Below are 15626 nucleotides of genomic sequence, written 5' to 3' on the forward strand. Positions count from 1 at the left end.
GACTAATAAGAGAAAAGAACTATAGAAAAAGCTATGCAATCACAACGCCGACTCGAGATTTTGCGCGCCATCGTTGATGAGTACGTAGCTACCCAAGAACCGGTTGGCTCTAAGGCGATTGCCGATAAGACATCGCTCGGGCTCTCGCCAGCAACAATCCGCAACGAGATGGCAGTTCTGGAAGATGAAGGGCTAATCACTCATCCGCATACATCTGCCGGACGTATTCCAACTGATCTCGGTTATCGCGTCTTCGTAGATAAGTTAGCAACGGTGAAGCCGATGTCATCTGCCGAACGCCGTGCGATTGAAACTTTTTTAGATGAAGCAAATAACTTGGATCAATTGATGAAGAGATCAGCCAAGTTGTTGGCAGATCTAACCAAGCAGGTTGCAGTAATTACCTATCCCATAACTGGCGAAGGCTCTGGTAGCGAAAAGATGACAATTTCTGGAACCGCGAACTTGGCCCGTTCTGGAGAAGATTTAGGAACATCTTTATCACCAATCCTTGAAGCATTAGAAGAACAAGTTGTTCTACTGCGCTTACTTGGCGATGCCAATGACACCGTTAAGGTGCGCATCGGCGGCGAACAGAGTGAAAGTAATTTACGTCAAACATCCCTTGTCACAGTTGGTTATGGCGCAGCGGAGTCTCCAGTTGGAGCGCTCGGTATTCTTGGGCCAACGCGTATGGATTACGCAGGCTCGATGGCAGCAGTCTCTGCAGTGGCTCGTTATGTTGGGCGCTACATTACGGAAGGCCCACAATAAATGGCTGATCATTACCAAACACTTGGCGTTGATCGTGGGGCAAGTTCAGACGAAATTAAAAAGGCTTATCGCAAAATTGCGCGCGAACTGCATCCCGATGTAAATCCTGATCCTGCAGTACAAGATAAATTTAAAGAAGTAACTGCCGCCTATGAAGTTTTAAGTGATCCGCAGAAACGTCAGTCATATGACATGGGCGGTTCTGGTTTCGGTGGTGGATTTGGTGGCGGTGGATTTAGCGACATCATGGATGCCTTCTTCGGTGGTGGCGGAAATCGAGGACCGCGTCCACGTATGCGCCAAGGACAAGATGCCTTAATCCGCGTTGAAGTTGATTTAAATGAAGCCTGCTTCGGAACTGAACGCGACATCTCGGTAGAAAGCGCAGTCGCCTGTACCAAGTGCAACGGACAGGGTTCTGCCGATGCTTCAGCACCTGCAATGTGTCAGGTATGTAAGGGTCGCGGCGAAACCCAACAAGTTCAGCGTTCCTTCTTAGGACAAGTTATGACTTCGCGTCCATGTTCTGCATGTCAGGGCTTTGGCAGCGTTATTCAAAATCCATGTCGCGAATGCGCTGGCGATGGCCGCGTACGCGCTCGTCAAAATATAAACGTCAAAATTCCCGCAGGTGTTGAAACCGGCAACCGTATTCAACTAGCCGGTCGTGGTGAAGTCGGAGCCGGTGGCGGACCTGCAGGAGATCTCTACGTTGAAATCGTTGAAGCAGAACACCCATTCTTAATTCGCGATGGCCACAACCTGCATTTAGCAATCGAAGTTTCATTTGCTGCAGCTTCTCTTGGTACCAAAGTTAAAGTTGAATGTTTAGATGGCGAGATCGAAGTAGAAGTTCGCGCCGGAACACAGAGCGGGGCAACGATCCCAGTTCGCGGCAAGGGTATGACCCGCCTGCGCGCTGCAACCCGTGGAGATTTAATTGTTCACGTTGAGGTGCAAACTCCACATAAGTTAAATCGCGAACAAGAAGAACTGCTCCGTAAATTTGCAGCAGCCCGTGGTGAAAAGCCTGGCGATGTAAAGATCAAGGGGCTTGAGCAAGGATTCTTTAGCAAATTTAGAGATGCCTTCGGTCGCTAATGCTTAGCCTCTTCTTCGTCGCCGATCTTCCTACGAAAGTGGGAAGTACTTACCAATTCGGGGGAGATGAAGCAGCGCACGCAATTCGCGTTCTTCGCACCCAAGTTGGAGATTCACTTGCTTTGTCCAGCGGACAAGGTGGTTGGTCGGTTGTAAAAGTTTTAACCGTTGGCAAGAAAGATATGACGGTGAAAGTCTTATCGACTGGTTATGAAGATAAGTTGTCTGTTGAACTACATGTCGCACAGGCGCTTACCAAGGGCGATCGCATCAAAGAATCTATCGAGTTAAATACTGCAGGCGGCGCCGATGTAATTCTGCTCTGGGCTGCGGCGCGTTCGATCGGTAAAGGCTCTCCCGATCTAATGCAGAAGTTAGCCACCACTGCGCGCGAAGCCAGTAAACAAACGCGTCGTAATCGAATTCCCTTTGTCATGGGCGTATTGGATGCCGCAAAGATTGCCGCCGAAATTCCAAATTATGATCTGGTAATTGTTTTGCACGAAGGCGCACAACGTAAATTTACTGAAGTGATTAAACCGGGTTCGAAGAAAGTTCTAGTCATCATTGGTCCAGAAGGTGGGCTAACCGATGAGGAAGTCGCGCTCTTTAGCAAAGCTGGTGCGCAAGTTGCACTACTAGGGCGCCCAATATTTCGTTCGGCTCATGCCGGAATGGCGGCGCTTTCTGGCTTAAACGCAGCTTTGAGAATTTGGTAAAGGTATAGTCGCGCTCATGGCACTTGATCCAAATTGCATCTTCTGCAAAATTATTGAGGGACAGATTCCAGCCGAGATTGTTTATCGCAGTGAGAACGTTGTTGCATTTAACGATTTGAATCCGCAGGCACCAACTCATGTGCTTTTGATTCCGACGGTGCATACTGAAAATGCGGCAGGTCTTGCCAAGATGTCACCAACGATTACCGCAGATCTTTTCACCGCAGCCGCCCATATCGCCGCCGAGCGCGAGCTAGATGGCTACCGCACCGTCTTTAATACCGGCGCAGATGCTGGGCAGACCGTCTTTCACGCTCATTTACATCTGCTGGGCGGGCGTGGGCTCGCTTGGCCACCCGGTTAAAAGTAGTATCAGCGATATATGGAACGCACTTTAATAACCGTCCCACCAGCGATTCCGATGGTCTCACTCATCGGAGCAAACGATGCCAACTTACGAGCGATCGAAGCGGCTTTCCCAAGCGTTAACATCACAGTTCGCAGTAACGAGATAACTCTGCGCGGACCACATATTGATTGCTTAGCAATTGAAAAGTTATTTGCTGAGATGTCCTTGGTTATTCGCTCTGGACAATCTCTAACAGTTGATGCAGTTGCACGCAGTATCGCAATGCTCGGCCAAGAACCTGCGGAAAGCCCTGCCGAAGTCTTATCTTTAAATATCGTCTCTAACCGCGGTCGCACCATCAGACCAAAGACGGCAAATCAGAAACACTATGTTGATGCGATCGAAGATAACACCATTACCTTTGGAATCGGCCCTGCCGGTACCGGTAAGACTTATCTAGCAATGGCGAAAGCGGTTGCCGCTTTGCAAGCGAAGAAGGTAAATCGAATAGTTCTAACGCGCCCAGCGGTTGAAGCCGGTGAGAGTTTAGGTTTTCTACCTGGCACTTTAAGCGAGAAGATCGATCCGTATCTGCGCCCGCTCTTTGATGCGCTGCACGACATGATCGATGTTGATTCGATTCCGCGCTTGATTCAGACCGGGGTTATCGAAGTAGCACCGCTGGCTTATATGCGTGGCCGTACCTTAAATGATTCATTTATTATCTTGGATGAAGCACAGAACACCACACCTGAGCAGATGAAGATGTTCTTAACGCGTTTAGGTTTTGGTTCCAAGATGGTCGTGACGGGCGATGTGACACAGATCGATCTTCCAAATGGAGCAAAGTCAGGGCTTCGCGTCATCACCGATATCTTGCAAGATATTGATGACATCGCATTTATGGAGTTAACTGCAGAAGATGTGGTTCGCCACCGCTTGATCGGCGATATCGTCAAGGCTTACGAGAAATTTGATGCGGCAAAAGCTGCACCTCGTAATATCCGAAACTCCTAATTTAAAACCACTTATGACTATAGAAATCACCAATAAATCTGGCGAACTCGTGCCCGCAGATCAAGTGCGTACCTTGCTTGGCCACAGCCTGGTGCAGTTAAAGCTAAACCCAGAATGCGAAGTTAACTTAGTTTTTGTAGATGAAAACGAGATGACTGAACTACATATTAAATGGATGGATGAACCAGGTCCTACCGATGTTCTCTCATTTCCTATGGATATGCCGGCAGCGCCAGGCGATGCGGTGACGCTCGGAGATATTGTGATTGCGCCAACTGTGGCAGCGCGCCAAGCAGCAACTGCTGGACACTCGGCCGAACACGAGATCTATATCTTGGCCGCGCACGGCTTGCTACATATCTTGGGTTACGACCATGCCAATAAGGAAGATGAAAAAGTTATGTTCGCCCTACAAGAAGATCTAGTTAAGAATTGGCAGGCAAGTGCATGAATGCGGTAAATATCAGCGCCATCGTTGCTCTAATTGCATTTGCCGGCTTTCTCGCCGCATCTGAATCAGCGCTGACTTCAATTTCACGCATCTTGATTGAAGAACTAGAAAGCAAGCGCGGGGGACACCTTCTAAAGAAGTACTCACAACATCCTTCGCGCTATTTAAATGTTCTGTTGCTTGTTCGCAAGATCTGCGAATTTTCTGCAGCCGCGCTTCTAGCAGTTGCGCTCTTGCGCGAATATTCATCTGCACAAGCGATGATCGCAACTGTTGTCATCATGGTTGTTCTCTCATATGTGGTCGTCGGCGTTGGTCCACGCACCTTGGGTCGCCAGCAACCACATAAATGGGCGCGCGCCGGAATATCTGTTGCCTACTTCTTGGCCTTTATCTTGGGTCCAGTAACAAACTTGCTCATTGCGATCGGTAACGCGATAACTCCAGGTAAGGGTTTTCGTGGTGGTCCATTTACCAATGAAGCAGAGCTTCGCGATCTAGTAGATCAAGCGCACGAGCGCGGTTTAGTGGAATCAGATGAGCACGAGATGATCCACTCGGTATTTGAACTCGGCGATACCTTGGTGCGCGAACTCATGGTTCACCGCACAGATATGGTCTGGATTGAAGGCGATAAGACTCTGCGCCAAGCGCTCTCACTTGCCCTTCGCAGCGGTTATTCACGCGTTCCTGTCGTCGGTGAAAACCTCGACAAGATTATTGGCATTGCCTACGTTAAAGATTTAGCAAAGCGTGCACTCGATCACCATGAAGCAGAGACCACTGAAAAAGTTGAGCAACATATGCGCCCAGCCGTCTTTGTTCCCGAGATCAAGATCGCGGCTGAACTTCTGAAAGAGATGCAGCGCGATCAGATCCACTTGGCGATTGTGGTTGACGAGTACGGCGGTACCGCCGGAATCATCACGATCGAAGACATTATTGAAGAGATCGTCGGTGAGATCACCGATGAATTCGATGATGGCGATGAAGCATTTACTTGGATCAATGAAGATAAGGCGCGCGCGAAGGCAACGCTACATATTGAAGATCTAGCCGATGAGTTAAAGATCGAGATCGATAAAGAAGACTTTGAAGATGTCGACACTATTGGTGGCTTGATGGCACAGAAGCTCGGGCGAGTTCCGATCGCGGGCAGCACAATTTCTATGCTGGGTTGGTCGATTACATCTGAGCGTCCAGTTGGTCGCCGTCGTAAAATAAGTTCGGTAATAATTGAGCGAGTTAAAAATGGCGAGGTTGATGAACATGAGTAATTCAGATTCAACTAACCTCTTTGAAAATCCAGAAGATCAAAAGTTAGCAACTCTTGCTACATCAACTTTGGCACGCTCTGGTGCTAAACAAGCTGCCGCTCTGCGCGATTCAACAGGGCGTACCTATGTTGCAATAAATGTGGCATCACCTGAATTAACTCTCGATGCAGTTGAAGCGGTATTTGTTGTCGCCTTGGCATCACAGATTTCTGGAATTGAAGGCGTTGTCTATGCAGGTTTGCCCGATGCCAAAGTTGCGGTAATCAAGGAACACTCAGCGCAAGCAACGCTCTTTCATATCGATGCAAGTGGAAGTGTGACAAGGGCGTAAGATAGCCCAATGCGTATTGTTCGCTTCTCACCAGGTCCTGAATCAGGTTTAGGTACCGACCCGTTATTCGGCATCCTCGAAGATGACAATCAGATCAGCGTTATCTCAGGCGATCCGATCTATCACGGCGTTACCAAGACAGCGGCAAAGGTCGAGCTAACTAAGGTTCGCCTGCTTGCTCCAGTTATTCCGCGCAGCAAGATCGTTGCCGTCGGAAAGAACTACGCCGATCATGCAAAAGAGATGGGCTCAGAAGTTCCGAAAGAACCAATCATCTTCTTGAAACCTAATACCTCTGTCATTGGCCCGGGCGACACCATTGTTTGGCCCGCTATGGCGCCAACAATTGATTACGAAGCAGAGCTAGCAGTTGTTATCGGTCGCGTCTGTAAAGATGTGCCAAAAGAGCGCGTACATGAAGTTATTTATGGTTACACCTTGGCCAATGATGTTACCTGCCGCGAACTTCAGAAGAGCGATGGCCAATGGGCGCGCGCTAAAGGTTTTGATACCTTCTGCCCAATCGGACCTTGGATTGAAACTGATTTTGTTCCTGGCACGCAAAGAATTTTCTCTAAGGTAAATGATGAAATCCGCCAAGATGCAACCTTGGATCAGATGATCTTTAGCGTTGCCGATATCGTGGTCTTTGTTTCACAGGTCATGACCCTTTTGCCGGGCGATGTAATCATCACTGGAACCCCAGCAGGAATTGGACCGCTCATCGAACGTGGCAACGTCGTTGTCGGAATCGATGGACTTGGCCAACTAGCAAATAAGGTGAGTGCAAAACCGTGAGTACTAATACAACTGTTAAAAAGGTAAAAGTACGTTTCGCACCTTCACCAACTGGCGACCTACACGTCGGAAATATCCGTACCGCCCTTTTTGATTGGGCTTACGCACGCCACACAGGTGGCACATTCTTATTCCGTATTGAAGATACCGATACAACTCGCGTTACCGATGAATATATCCAAGCAGCGATCGATACTCTGAAATGGCTCGGCTTGAATTGGGATGAGGGTCCAGAAGTCGGTGGCGAAAATGGCCCTTACTTACAATCGCAGCGTTTAGATATCTACGCACACTGGGCGCAGAAGTTTCTTGATCAGAAAGATGCTTACCACTGCTACTGCTCACCAGATGAGTTAGAGGCTGTGCGTGAGGCACAACGCGCTGCAAATGTGGCACCTGGTTACAACGGCCACTGTCGCGAGCTAACTGCTGATCAAATCGCAGCGTATAAGGCGCAGGGTCGCGAAGCAGTTGTCCGTATGCGCATGCCTGATGGCTCAACGACATTTACCGACGAGATCCGCGGCGACGTTACCTTCGATCATAAATTCGTACCTGACTTCGTTCTAGTTCGCGCCGATGGTTCACCGCTCTACACGCTGGCTGTTGCCGTCGATGATGTTTTGATGAAGGTCACCCACGTACTGCGCGGAGAAGATCTCCTCTCCTCAACGCCACGACAGATCCGCGTTTATCAGGCGATGGGCGTTGCTATTGAAGATTACCCAGTCTTTGCCCACTTGCCATTCGTTATGGGACAGGACAATGCCAAGTTGTCTAAGCGCAACGGTGAGGTTTCGATCGCTTGGTATCGCGAACAAGGTTATTTGCCAGAGGCGATCTGTAATTACCTAGCGCTGCTTGGTTGGTCACCTGGAGATGATCGCGAGAATGTCACGATGGCTGAACTCTGCGAACTCTTTACCGTAGATAAGGTGCATTCATCACCTGCACGTTTTGACATGAAGAAGTTGGAAGCGATCAACGGCGACAAAATTCGTGCGCTAACCCTTGATGAATTCCTTAAGTGGTCGCTGCCATTCTTAACTAAGGCAAATGTGATCACCGGAAGCGATTCTGAGATCGCACTTGTTAAGCAGGCGCTGCCGCTTATTCAAGAGCGCATCGTTAAGTTGGATGAAGTTCCTGCGATGTTGCGCTTCTTATTTGTTAAGGATTTCAAAGTTGAGGAAGCATCGCTTTCAAAGGTTACCGATAGCGCATCAAAGGACGTGTTAAAGCGTTCACTTGCTGAGCTAACACCGCTTACAACTTGGAACCACGAGAGCATCGAAGCCGCACTTCGCACATCACTTATTGAAGAGATGGGGCTTAAGCCACGCATTGCATTCGGTGCAGTTCGTATCGCAACAACCGGCAGCACCATTTCACCACCGCTCTTTGAGTCGATGGAGTTGCTCGGAAAAGATGCGTCGCTGGCTCGAATTTCAGCGGCGATAGCGCTTTAATTTTTGGGGTATTCTTACCCCTGTTGTAATGGGGTATGGGGTAATTGGCAGCCCTGCTGATTCTGGTTCAGTAAGTCTAGGTTCGAGTCCTGGTACCCCAGCGCAGTACCCAAGCACCACCGCAATAAAGAGCAGTAAAAATGTACTAGGGCCCCGTCGTCTAGCGGCCTAGGACTCTGGCTTCTCAAGTCAGCTACGAGGGTTCGAATCCCTTCGGGGCTACAAATCGTGCATAGCGCTTACAGAATTTAACTTTTTGTAAGCGCTTTGTTCATTTACGAAGTTTCTTATTCTTCTCTAATTTTCTCACTCTACACAGCTCGTTCACAGGTTCTTTATTTCAAAAGACCCTGTTATTCATAATCAAAAGATTAGATCTCCACGTTGTAACCCACAACTAACTAAATTCTAACGAGGAGAATTAAAGTGAATATTTCAAAAGCTAAGCGTGGGATTGCTGTTATTTCAGCTACTGCGTTTCTAGCAATTTCAGCGGCGCCCGCCAATGCGGCTGCACCTGTTTACATGGAGGCTGTTGCTACATCAGCAACACTCACTCCAATCACCTCAGCCGGCGACATGATCGGCACCTACCTAGTTCCAGGAATTCCTGACGGATTAGGTGCAATCAAGAACGGAAACTCACTTCGCATCATTACAAACCACGAGTGGAGCGCAACTAACGCTGTTGCTGCAGGTCGCACAACTGCTGGTGGCCTCGTTTCAGGTTCATTCTTGAGCGATATGACCTACGACATCGCATCAAATAAGGTGACCAAGGCTGTTGATCTATTTAAAGATGTCGTTTGGTATGACTACGCAACCGGCAAGTACGGGCAGAACCCAGGCGCTCCTGCAAGTGCTGCGGTTAAGGATTCATTCGGAACCCTAAATCACTCTTATCTACTTAATCGTTTCTGCTCAGGCTCCCTAGCTCCAGCAGGATCATTCTTTGACAAGACATCTGGCTTCGGCGTTAACGATGCAGTGTTTCTTGCCGGAGAAGAAGGCGGAGATGAATCTCGCGCATTCGCAACAAACTTAACAACTGGTCAACTAGTTCAGCTTCCAGCTCTTGGGTTGGCTGCTTGGGAAAACGTCATCCCTGCGCCAACTAAGGGTAAGACAACTGTGCTTATGACCAACGAAGATGGCGCTGCGACAGATAGCCAGCAATGGATGTACGTCGGAACAAAGACCAAGACTGGTGCCTGGTATGAAAAAGCGGGCTTTACAAATGGAAAGTCATACGTTCTAGCAGCGGCTGCAGATGCAGTTGTAGCAAACGACAATGAAATCCGCACAAAGTACGGAAAGAACAAACCTTTCCCAATCACATTCGCTGAAGTGAACACGAAGGCAAATGGTAAGGATCAGAATATCGAAGCCAACGCTAAGGGTATTGAACTCTCACGCGTTGAAGATGGTCACTTTGATCCAAATAAGCCAAATGATTACTACTTCGTAACAACTGAATCAAATAAGGATCCAAAGGCAACTGCTGCTAACCCAGCAACTCCAACAGTTTCACGTGATGGTGGAGCCCTATGGCGCATACGTTTCAAGGATGTTTCAAAGCCACTAAGCGGCGCAACTCTAGAGATGTTGCTTGATGGTTCAGAAGATATCTACATGTCAAAGCCAGATAACATTGCAGTAGATTCACTTGGAAACGTCCTAATCCAAGAAGATCCAGGCAACAATGCACACGTTGCACGTATCGTTTCTTACCGCATTAGTGATGGCAAGCTAGCAACAATTGCTCAATTCGACTCAAAGTACTTCGATTCAACTCGCCCTAACTACATCACTCAAGATGAAGAATCATCGGGAATTATCGAGGTCAGCAATGAATTGCGTACTTCAAAGAACGATAAGGCTAGTTACTACATGTATGTAGCTCAGATCCACGCAACACCTGCAAAGGCTCGTCCAGATATGGCTGCAGATGATGCAACCCTGGCCAAGGCTATTGAAGGTGGACAGTGGTACATCTTGAAGATTACGAACTGGACTGACGTCTACAAGTAATACTTTCTTGCGAGGGATAAGGAAAGAGGCCAGACGATCCTGGCCTCTTTTCTTTTGCTTACCAAGAGCTTGTGCCTAGGCCACCATCGAAGTCGTAAGTACTTCCGGTAGCCCAGGCATTTGCATCAGATAATAAAAATTCCGTAACTCCGACAACTTCACTAGCTGATGCATAACGTCCTAGCGGTGTTGCAGCCTTCCAAGCAGCAACGCCTTCTGGCCATGCTTGATCAATTCCGTCACGACCGATTAAACCTAAACGCAGACCAAGTACGCGCATCGGTGCATGTGCACGAGATGCTGAACGAGTTAAGACATCTAACGCCGCCTTACTTGCGCCATAAATTTCATGGCCCGCACGTGGGTTAAGCCCTTCAACTGATGAGATATTTAAGACAACCTGCACTCCTGATTTCGCTGCTTCATCGATAATCTCTTTTGGCGCATCAACGTTGATTCGCATCATAAGTTCTATTTCAGAGCGCGATGCCGCAGCAGGATCGAGGATCGCTTGGTTAGCCGCATTATTGATTACATAATCTAACTTTCCTGCACGAGCGAGTGCCTCTTGCACTAGCGAATTTCCTGATTTAGTAACCGATAGATCTTCGGCAATGACATGTAAATTTGGACGGGCGTGGATCTCGCCAGTATTTACTTGGGCGCAGACGGTGAAGCCAAGTTCTAGAAAGCGATCAACGTAGGAGCGCCCGATAAAGCCCGAGGCACCGGTGATTAGGATGCTGTTGCCAGCAAAGTTCATCGAAGTGGGTCCAGCGCTTTTACTCGATGATTTACCCGCTTAATCAAATCTGTTAGATCGATCTTGGTGCTGGTTCGGTTAGCAACTACTTGATCACCTGCAACCCAGACATCTGTAACATCGCCACGGCCTGCTGCAAAGACTAAGAGCGCGTTGACATCATGCACTGGCGTTAAATGTGCGGCGTGAAGATCAATGGCAATGAGATCTGCCTCTTTACCGATCTCGATACTTCCTACTCGGTCGGCTAGACCAACCGCATGCGCTGCTTCGATAGTTGCCGCACGCACAATTGATATCAGGTCAACATCGGCAGGGGATTGGCGAAGGGCAACAACGTGGGCTGCCATACGCATTACTGAGAACATATCTAGATCATTAGATGAAGAACATGAATCTGTGCCCAGGCCAACTTTGATGCCAGCTTTACGTAGGTCATTAAAGCGCGCAAGGCCTGAGCCAAGTTTTAAATTACTGCCCGGGCAATGGCCAACTGATGCGCCTTTACTTGCCGCAATCGCCATATCGGAATCTGATAAATGCACGCCGTGTCCGAAGATAGTTGGGACATCCAAGATGCCGGTATCGCGACAAACTTCGGTAGGAGTCTTGCCATAACGCGTTGCCACATCATCGTTTTCTGCTTGTGTTTCCGAGACATGTAAGTGAATACGTGCGCCAAGTTCTTTAGCGATTGCAGCCACCTGCGTCAAGTTTTCTGGTGAATCTGTATAAGTTGAATGCGGCATTAAATATGTTGGAATATATGGGCCGCCGATTTCAGCAAGTACGGCCTTCCACTGGTGTGCTCGTTCGATGCGTTGCTCCCATTGCAGACCATCTAGGCCTGGGAAATCAAAGAAGATTGGCCCTGCGATATGGCGAAGGCCAACGCGCACTGCGCCACGATGTGTTGCGGCAGGATTTAAATACATATCCATCGTGGTTGTTGTGCCAGATAGCAAAGCTTCTAGCGCGCCGAGTTCGGTACCGAGTTCGCAGGTTGCCTCATCCATGATCTCACCTTCAGCGGCCCAGACGCGTTCTAGAAAACCTTGCAGGTTTACGCCCTCTGCCCAACCGCGCAATAGCGACATTCCTAAATGGGTATGGCTATTGATTAAACCTGGTGCGATCAACTTGCCCGACGCATCATAACTTTTAGTTGCAGCAGGTTTATCTGTACCGATATATGCAATCTTGCCGTCTTTGATACCGATCGAGATATTTTCTAAGATCTCATCGCTACCGTTAGAGGTTACTGCGTACCGCGCATTGGTGATTAATAGATCCATATTATATTTTCAACTACGAAGCCAGGATTTTTATCGCACCATCAATGATCGTGATTACATTTCCTGCACAACCCTTGATGACTTCACCGACGCCTTCATGGCTAATCTCTTCCTTAGAAAGGCCTGCTGCCGGGTTGGCAACAGCTGCGATTGCGGCGTAACGAAGCCCTGCTTCACGTGCCAACGTAGCTTCAGGTACACCAGTCATTCCAACCACGGTTACACCCAACATGGCGCACATGCGGATTTCAGCTGGTGATTCAAAACGAGGACCGTTATAGACGGCGTAGATTCCACCTTCGTGCAATTTAATATCAGACTTCTTTGCAGATTTCGCAAGAGCTTTTTGAATCTTCTTGTCATAGATATAGGTCATATCAATATGCTGAACGCCACCTTCTTGAACGCCATCAAAGAAGGTATCTGCGCGACCATGAGTGAAGTCGATGAAATCATCAACTAACTGCAAGGCACCTGGCTTTAACTTCTTATCGACGCCGCCAACTACATTTACACCGATAACGAGCTCTGCACCCCAGTTCTTTAGCGCTTGGATATTTGCGCGGTAGTTAACTTGGCTAGGTGGCACGGTGTGGTTAACGCCATGGCGAGTTAAGAAAGCAACTTCTGCGCCATGCCATTTTCCAGTTGTGATAACTGCCTGGCCGTAAGTGGTATCGACAGTTGTAGGGGATTGGCCTTCGAGCGCCGGCAGATTGTAGAAACCTGTGCCAGCGATTATTGCGATCTTCAATTTATTACTCCTTAAGACCGGCCATTAGACGGCCGATGTAGTTGCGATCCGCATCTTTGGAGTCAACGATCGCAACGATCTTTCCACCCGACATAACCGCGATGCGGTCTGAGAGGGAGAGAATTTCATCGAGTTCGGCAGATACCAAAAGTACGCCAGCGCCGTTATCGCGCGCTGAAATTAACTGGTTATGGATAAATTCAATCGAACCAACATCCACACCACGCGTTGGTTGAGCGGCAACCAACACTGGAAGTTCTTGGCTTAGTTCGCGAGCAACAACAACTTTCTGCTTATTTCCACCAGAGAGTGAACTCGCTTGATTAAAGGCTGAAGGTGTGCGGATATCGAACTTCTCAACAAGTTGTTCGGCATTCTTAGCAACTTCGCCAAGGTTTCGAATCCAACCTTTAGCAAAAGGCGCTTGATCGAATTGGTTTAACACCAAGTTATCGGCGATCGAGTAATTAGCGACTAGACCATGCTTTTCACGATCTTCAGGTACATGTGAAATACCGGCTTCGTGTACTGAATGTGGGGCCATATCTCTAGAAGCAACGCCGCTGATTAGAACTTCGCCTGCCTCGCGATGGCGCATACCGCAAATTGCTTCGACTAATTCGCGCTGACCATTTCCTTCCACGCCTGCAACACCAAGAATCTCGCCTTTATGAAGTACGAGATCTACTCCCTTAACTGACAAGATCTTGCGATCATCGCGAACTTGTAGCCCTTTAACTTCTAGAACTACTGCGCCGCGCTTAGCCTCAGTGCGATTGACCTGCAGAACAACAGAGCGCCCCACCATCATCTGCGCCAAGCCTGCTTCGTCGGTCTCTTTAGGAGTTGTTGTTCCGACTAGCTTTCCACCGCGTAAGACGACTACGCGATCGGCTACAGCCATAACTTCGTGGAGTTTGTGGGTAATCAAGACCACGCCAACACCTGATTTAGCGAGGTTACGAATAACACCTAATAGTTCATCGATCTCTTGTGGAGTTAGAACTGCAGTTGGCTCGTCGAGAATCAAAAGCTTTACATCTTTACGCAGCGCCTTAAGAATTTCCACGCGCTGCTGCATACCAACTGGCAGATCTTCGATTACCGCATCAGGATCTACTTCAAGGCCATAACGCTTTGATAGCGCGATAATTTCTGCGCGTGCTGCCTTCTGATTGATAAATAATCCGCGCTTTGGTTCATCTCCCAAGATCAAGTTTTCAGCAACAGTCATAACCGGTACCAACTGGAAGTGCTGGTGAACCATACCGACGCCACGTGAGATAACTCCTGCGGTATCGCCGAAGACGATTGGAGTGCCACCGATCTTGATCTCGCCAGAATCTGGCTTAATCAAACCGAATACTGCTTTTAGCAACGTTGATTTACCAGCACCATTTTCGCCAAGCAGTGCAACAACTTCGCCAGCGTTAACAGTTAGCGAAACATTGTCATTTGCAACAACTCCGGGATAGCGCTTGGTTACGCCAGTTACTTCAAGAAGAGCGCTCATGGTTACTGTCCCTTCTCATATGGTTGACCTTCTGCGGCAGGTGGTCGCACCTTGCCGGCAGAAATTGTTAAGACAACGATCGTTAAAACATATGGAAGTGCCGCGGTAAATTGTGAAGGAATATTTACAACCTGATCGATCATCAACTGGCTGGCGTAAGCCTGAGTCAGCCCGAAGAAGAGCGCTGCCGCAAGTGCACCGAGTGGATTCCAGCGACCGAAGATCATCAAGGCAAGTGCGGTGAAGCCCTTGCCGGCGATAAAGCCGCGTTCAAATGAACCAACTAGTTCGAGTGCCAGGTATGCGCCAGCAAGTGCACCGATCGCACCTGCGATCGTGACATTTATATAGCGCAGGCGAGCTACTGAAACACCTGCAGTGTCAGCGCTAGATGGGTGTTCGCCAACTGCACGAGAGCGCAAGCCCCAAGGCGTGTGATAAATCCCGACATAGAGAATCAGAATTACCGCAAGACCTATGAAGGTAAGTGCGCCGTGGATAAAGAGAACTTGTCCAAAGAATGGAATCTTGGAGAGAAGTGGAATTTCAAATGATTGGAAGACCGAAGGAATTGTCTTTCCCTGAACGTAGAGAAATGAAGTCAGTCCAGTCGCCAAAATATTGATAATAGTTCCGGCGATAATCTGATCCATGCGCCAAGAAACTGCCATCAACGCCAAGATAAAGCCCATCAGCGCACCAACCATGAGAGCGGCGATGAGTCCGATGACGATGTTTTGAGTCAGATAAGAAACAAAGAAGGCGACGAATGCTGAGATAAGCATCGTTCCCTCAATACCAATATTTACGATACCGGTACGTTCGCACATGATTCCGACCATCGCTGCGAGTGCAAGGGGGAGTGCGAAAGCAGTACCTGTTGCGTAAACGGAAGTTGTTATATCTGCGTCACGAGAGTAGAAGAAAGCTGTTGCTGCAACTGCGAGCAAGATATAAATATTGCGCTTGGTGAGGTGTTTCATA

At 48.5% G+C, this 15626-nt stretch carries 16 protein-coding genes and 2 tRNA genes; 13 read left to right on the forward strand and 5 right to left on the reverse strand.

Annotated features, from left to right (window positions below; all coding sequences use genetic code 11):
* The first annotated feature begins 33 nt into the window (after window positions 1-33).
* The 13 genes from A1sIIB60_RS02125 to A1sIIB60_RS02185 all read left to right on the forward strand — a co-directional run bounded on the left by A1sIIB60_RS02125 (window position 34) and on the right by A1sIIB60_RS02185 (window position 10317).
* The gene (locus A1sIIB60_RS02125) at window positions 34-774 is read left to right on the forward strand and encodes an HrcA family transcriptional regulator (protein ID WP_095677208.1); all 741 of its coding nucleotides are present in this window, start codon (window positions 34-36) and stop codon (window positions 772-774) included.
* Window positions 775-1875 (forward strand): molecular chaperone DnaJ, encoded by a 1101-nt coding sequence (dnaJ, locus tag A1sIIB60_RS02130; RefSeq protein ID WP_095677209.1) that lies wholly within the window; start codon window positions 775-777, stop codon window positions 1873-1875.
* Window positions 1875-2594: an RsmE family RNA methyltransferase gene (locus A1sIIB60_RS02135; protein ID WP_095677210.1), complete on the forward strand. Its 720-nt coding sequence runs from the start codon at window positions 1875-1877 to the stop codon at window positions 2592-2594. The genes dnaJ and A1sIIB60_RS02135 overlap by 1 nt, the downstream gene beginning before the upstream one ends.
* Window positions 2595-2610: 16 nt before the next feature.
* Window positions 2611-2958 (forward strand): histidine triad nucleotide-binding protein, encoded by a 348-nt coding sequence (locus tag A1sIIB60_RS02140; protein WP_095677211.1) that lies wholly within the window; start codon window positions 2611-2613, stop codon window positions 2956-2958.
* Between the two features lie 18 nt (window positions 2959-2976).
* Window positions 2977-3960: a PhoH family protein gene (locus tag A1sIIB60_RS02145; protein ID WP_095677212.1), complete on the forward strand. Its 984-nt coding sequence runs from the start codon at window positions 2977-2979 to the stop codon at window positions 3958-3960.
* Window positions 3961-3973: 13 nt separating this feature from the next.
* Window positions 3974-4411: an rRNA maturation RNase YbeY gene (gene ybeY, locus A1sIIB60_RS02150; RefSeq protein ID WP_095689613.1), complete on the forward strand. Its 438-nt coding sequence runs from the start codon at window positions 3974-3976 to the stop codon at window positions 4409-4411.
* Window positions 4408-5688, forward strand: coding sequence for a hemolysin family protein (locus A1sIIB60_RS02155; protein WP_095688950.1), 1281 nt, complete (start codon window positions 4408-4410; stop codon window positions 5686-5688). Before ybeY ends, A1sIIB60_RS02155 begins: the two co-directional genes overlap by 4 nt.
* Window positions 5681-6019 (forward strand): cytidine deaminase, encoded by a 339-nt coding sequence (locus A1sIIB60_RS02160; protein WP_095688951.1) that lies wholly within the window; start codon window positions 5681-5683, stop codon window positions 6017-6019. The genes A1sIIB60_RS02155 and A1sIIB60_RS02160 overlap by 8 nt, the downstream gene beginning before the upstream one ends.
* Window positions 6020-6028: 9 nt before the next feature.
* Complete coding sequence (locus A1sIIB60_RS02165; protein ID WP_095688952.1) at window positions 6029-6817, forward strand: fumarylacetoacetate hydrolase family protein; 789 nt, start codon at window positions 6029-6031, stop codon at window positions 6815-6817.
* Window positions 6814-8286 carry a glutamate--tRNA ligase gene (gene gltX, locus A1sIIB60_RS02170; RefSeq protein WP_095688953.1) on the forward strand — a complete coding sequence of 491 codons (1473 nt, stop codon included), beginning with the start codon at window positions 6814-6816 and terminating at the stop codon, window positions 8284-8286. The genes A1sIIB60_RS02165 and gltX overlap by 4 nt, the downstream gene beginning before the upstream one ends.
* Before the next feature lie 29 nt (window positions 8287-8315).
* Window positions 8316-8387: transfer RNA gene (locus tag A1sIIB60_RS02175), tRNA-Gln, on the forward strand.
* Between the two features lie 48 nt (window positions 8388-8435).
* Window positions 8436-8508, forward strand: a tRNA-Glu gene (locus tag A1sIIB60_RS02180).
* Between the two features lie 204 nt (window positions 8509-8712).
* Window positions 8713-10317: an alkaline phosphatase PhoX gene (locus A1sIIB60_RS02185; protein WP_095688954.1), complete on the forward strand. Its 1605-nt coding sequence runs from the start codon at window positions 8713-8715 to the stop codon at window positions 10315-10317.
* A gap of 58 nt (window positions 10318-10375) precedes the next feature.
* Here the strand turns inward: A1sIIB60_RS02185 and A1sIIB60_RS02190 are convergent, their stop codons facing one another.
* The 5 genes from A1sIIB60_RS02190 to A1sIIB60_RS02210 are packed head-to-tail and all read right to left on the reverse strand — an operon-like array spanning window position 10376 to window position 15625.
* Entirely contained in the window at window positions 10376-11080 is a 705-nt protein-coding gene (locus A1sIIB60_RS02190) for an SDR family NAD(P)-dependent oxidoreductase (RefSeq protein ID WP_095688955.1), read from the reverse strand.
* Window positions 11077-12375, reverse strand: coding sequence for an amidohydrolase family protein (locus tag A1sIIB60_RS02195; RefSeq protein WP_095688956.1), 1299 nt, complete (start codon window positions 12373-12375; stop codon window positions 11077-11079). Before A1sIIB60_RS02195 ends, A1sIIB60_RS02190 begins: the two co-directional genes overlap by 4 nt.
* Before the next feature lie 13 nt (window positions 12376-12388).
* Window positions 12389-13129, reverse strand: coding sequence for an S-methyl-5'-thioinosine phosphorylase (locus A1sIIB60_RS02200; protein WP_095688957.1), 741 nt, complete (start codon window positions 13127-13129; stop codon window positions 12389-12391).
* A gap of 4 nt (window positions 13130-13133) precedes the next feature.
* Window positions 13134-14642, reverse strand: a complete 1509-nt coding sequence (locus tag A1sIIB60_RS02205) for an ABC transporter ATP-binding protein (protein ID WP_095688958.1) — start codon at window positions 14640-14642, stop codon at window positions 13134-13136.
* A gap of 2 nt (window positions 14643-14644) precedes the next feature.
* Window positions 14645-15625 carry an ABC transporter permease gene (locus A1sIIB60_RS02210; RefSeq protein WP_095677223.1) on the reverse strand — a complete coding sequence of 327 codons (981 nt, stop codon included), beginning with the start codon at window positions 15623-15625 and terminating at the stop codon, window positions 14645-14647.
* Between the last annotated feature and the right edge of the window lies 1 nt (window position 15626).

Source organism: Candidatus Planktophila lacus (assembly GCF_002288385.1).
GTDB classification, from domain to species: Bacteria; Actinomycetota; Actinomycetes; order Nanopelagicales; family Nanopelagicaceae; genus Planktophila; species Planktophila lacus_D.

Bases quoted from the DNA above. Each gene is read 5' to 3' on its own strand.
- A1sIIB60_RS02205 (WP_095688958.1), bottom strand. From the start codon at position 14,642: ATGAGCGCTCTTCTTGAAGTAACTGGCGTAACCAAGCGCTATCCCGGA.
- A1sIIB60_RS02160 (WP_095688951.1), top strand. From the start codon at position 5,681: ATGAGTAATTCAGATTCAACTAACCTCTTTGAAAATCCAGAAGATCAA.
- A1sIIB60_RS02145 (WP_095677212.1), top strand. From the start codon at position 2,977: ATGGAACGCACTTTAATAACCGTCCCACCAGCGATTCCGATGGTCTCA.
- A1sIIB60_RS02190 (WP_095688955.1), bottom strand. From the start codon at position 11,080: ATGAACTTTGCTGGCAACAGCATCCTAATCACCGGTGCCTCGGGCTTT.
- ybeY (WP_095689613.1), top strand. From the start codon at position 3,974: ATGACTATAGAAATCACCAATAAATCTGGCGAACTCGTGCCCGCAGAT.
- A1sIIB60_RS02135 (WP_095677210.1), top strand. From the start codon at position 1,875: ATGCTTAGCCTCTTCTTCGTCGCCGATCTTCCTACGAAAGTGGGAAGT.
- A1sIIB60_RS02210 (WP_095677223.1), bottom strand. From the start codon at position 15,625: ATGAAACACCTCACCAAGCGCAATATTTATATCTTGCTCGCAGTTGCA.
- dnaJ (WP_095677209.1), top strand. From the start codon at position 775: ATGGCTGATCATTACCAAACACTTGGCGTTGATCGTGGGGCAAGTTCA.
- A1sIIB60_RS02155 (WP_095688950.1), top strand. From the start codon at position 4,408: ATGAATGCGGTAAATATCAGCGCCATCGTTGCTCTAATTGCATTTGCC.
- A1sIIB60_RS02165 (WP_095688952.1), top strand. From the start codon at position 6,029: ATGCGTATTGTTCGCTTCTCACCAGGTCCTGAATCAGGTTTAGGTACC.
- A1sIIB60_RS02195 (WP_095688956.1), bottom strand. From the start codon at position 12,375: ATGGATCTATTAATCACCAATGCGCGGTACGCAGTAACCTCTAACGGT.
- A1sIIB60_RS02125 (WP_095677208.1), top strand. From the start codon at position 34: ATGCAATCACAACGCCGACTCGAGATTTTGCGCGCCATCGTTGATGAG.
- A1sIIB60_RS02140 (WP_095677211.1), top strand. From the start codon at position 2,611: ATGGCACTTGATCCAAATTGCATCTTCTGCAAAATTATTGAGGGACAG.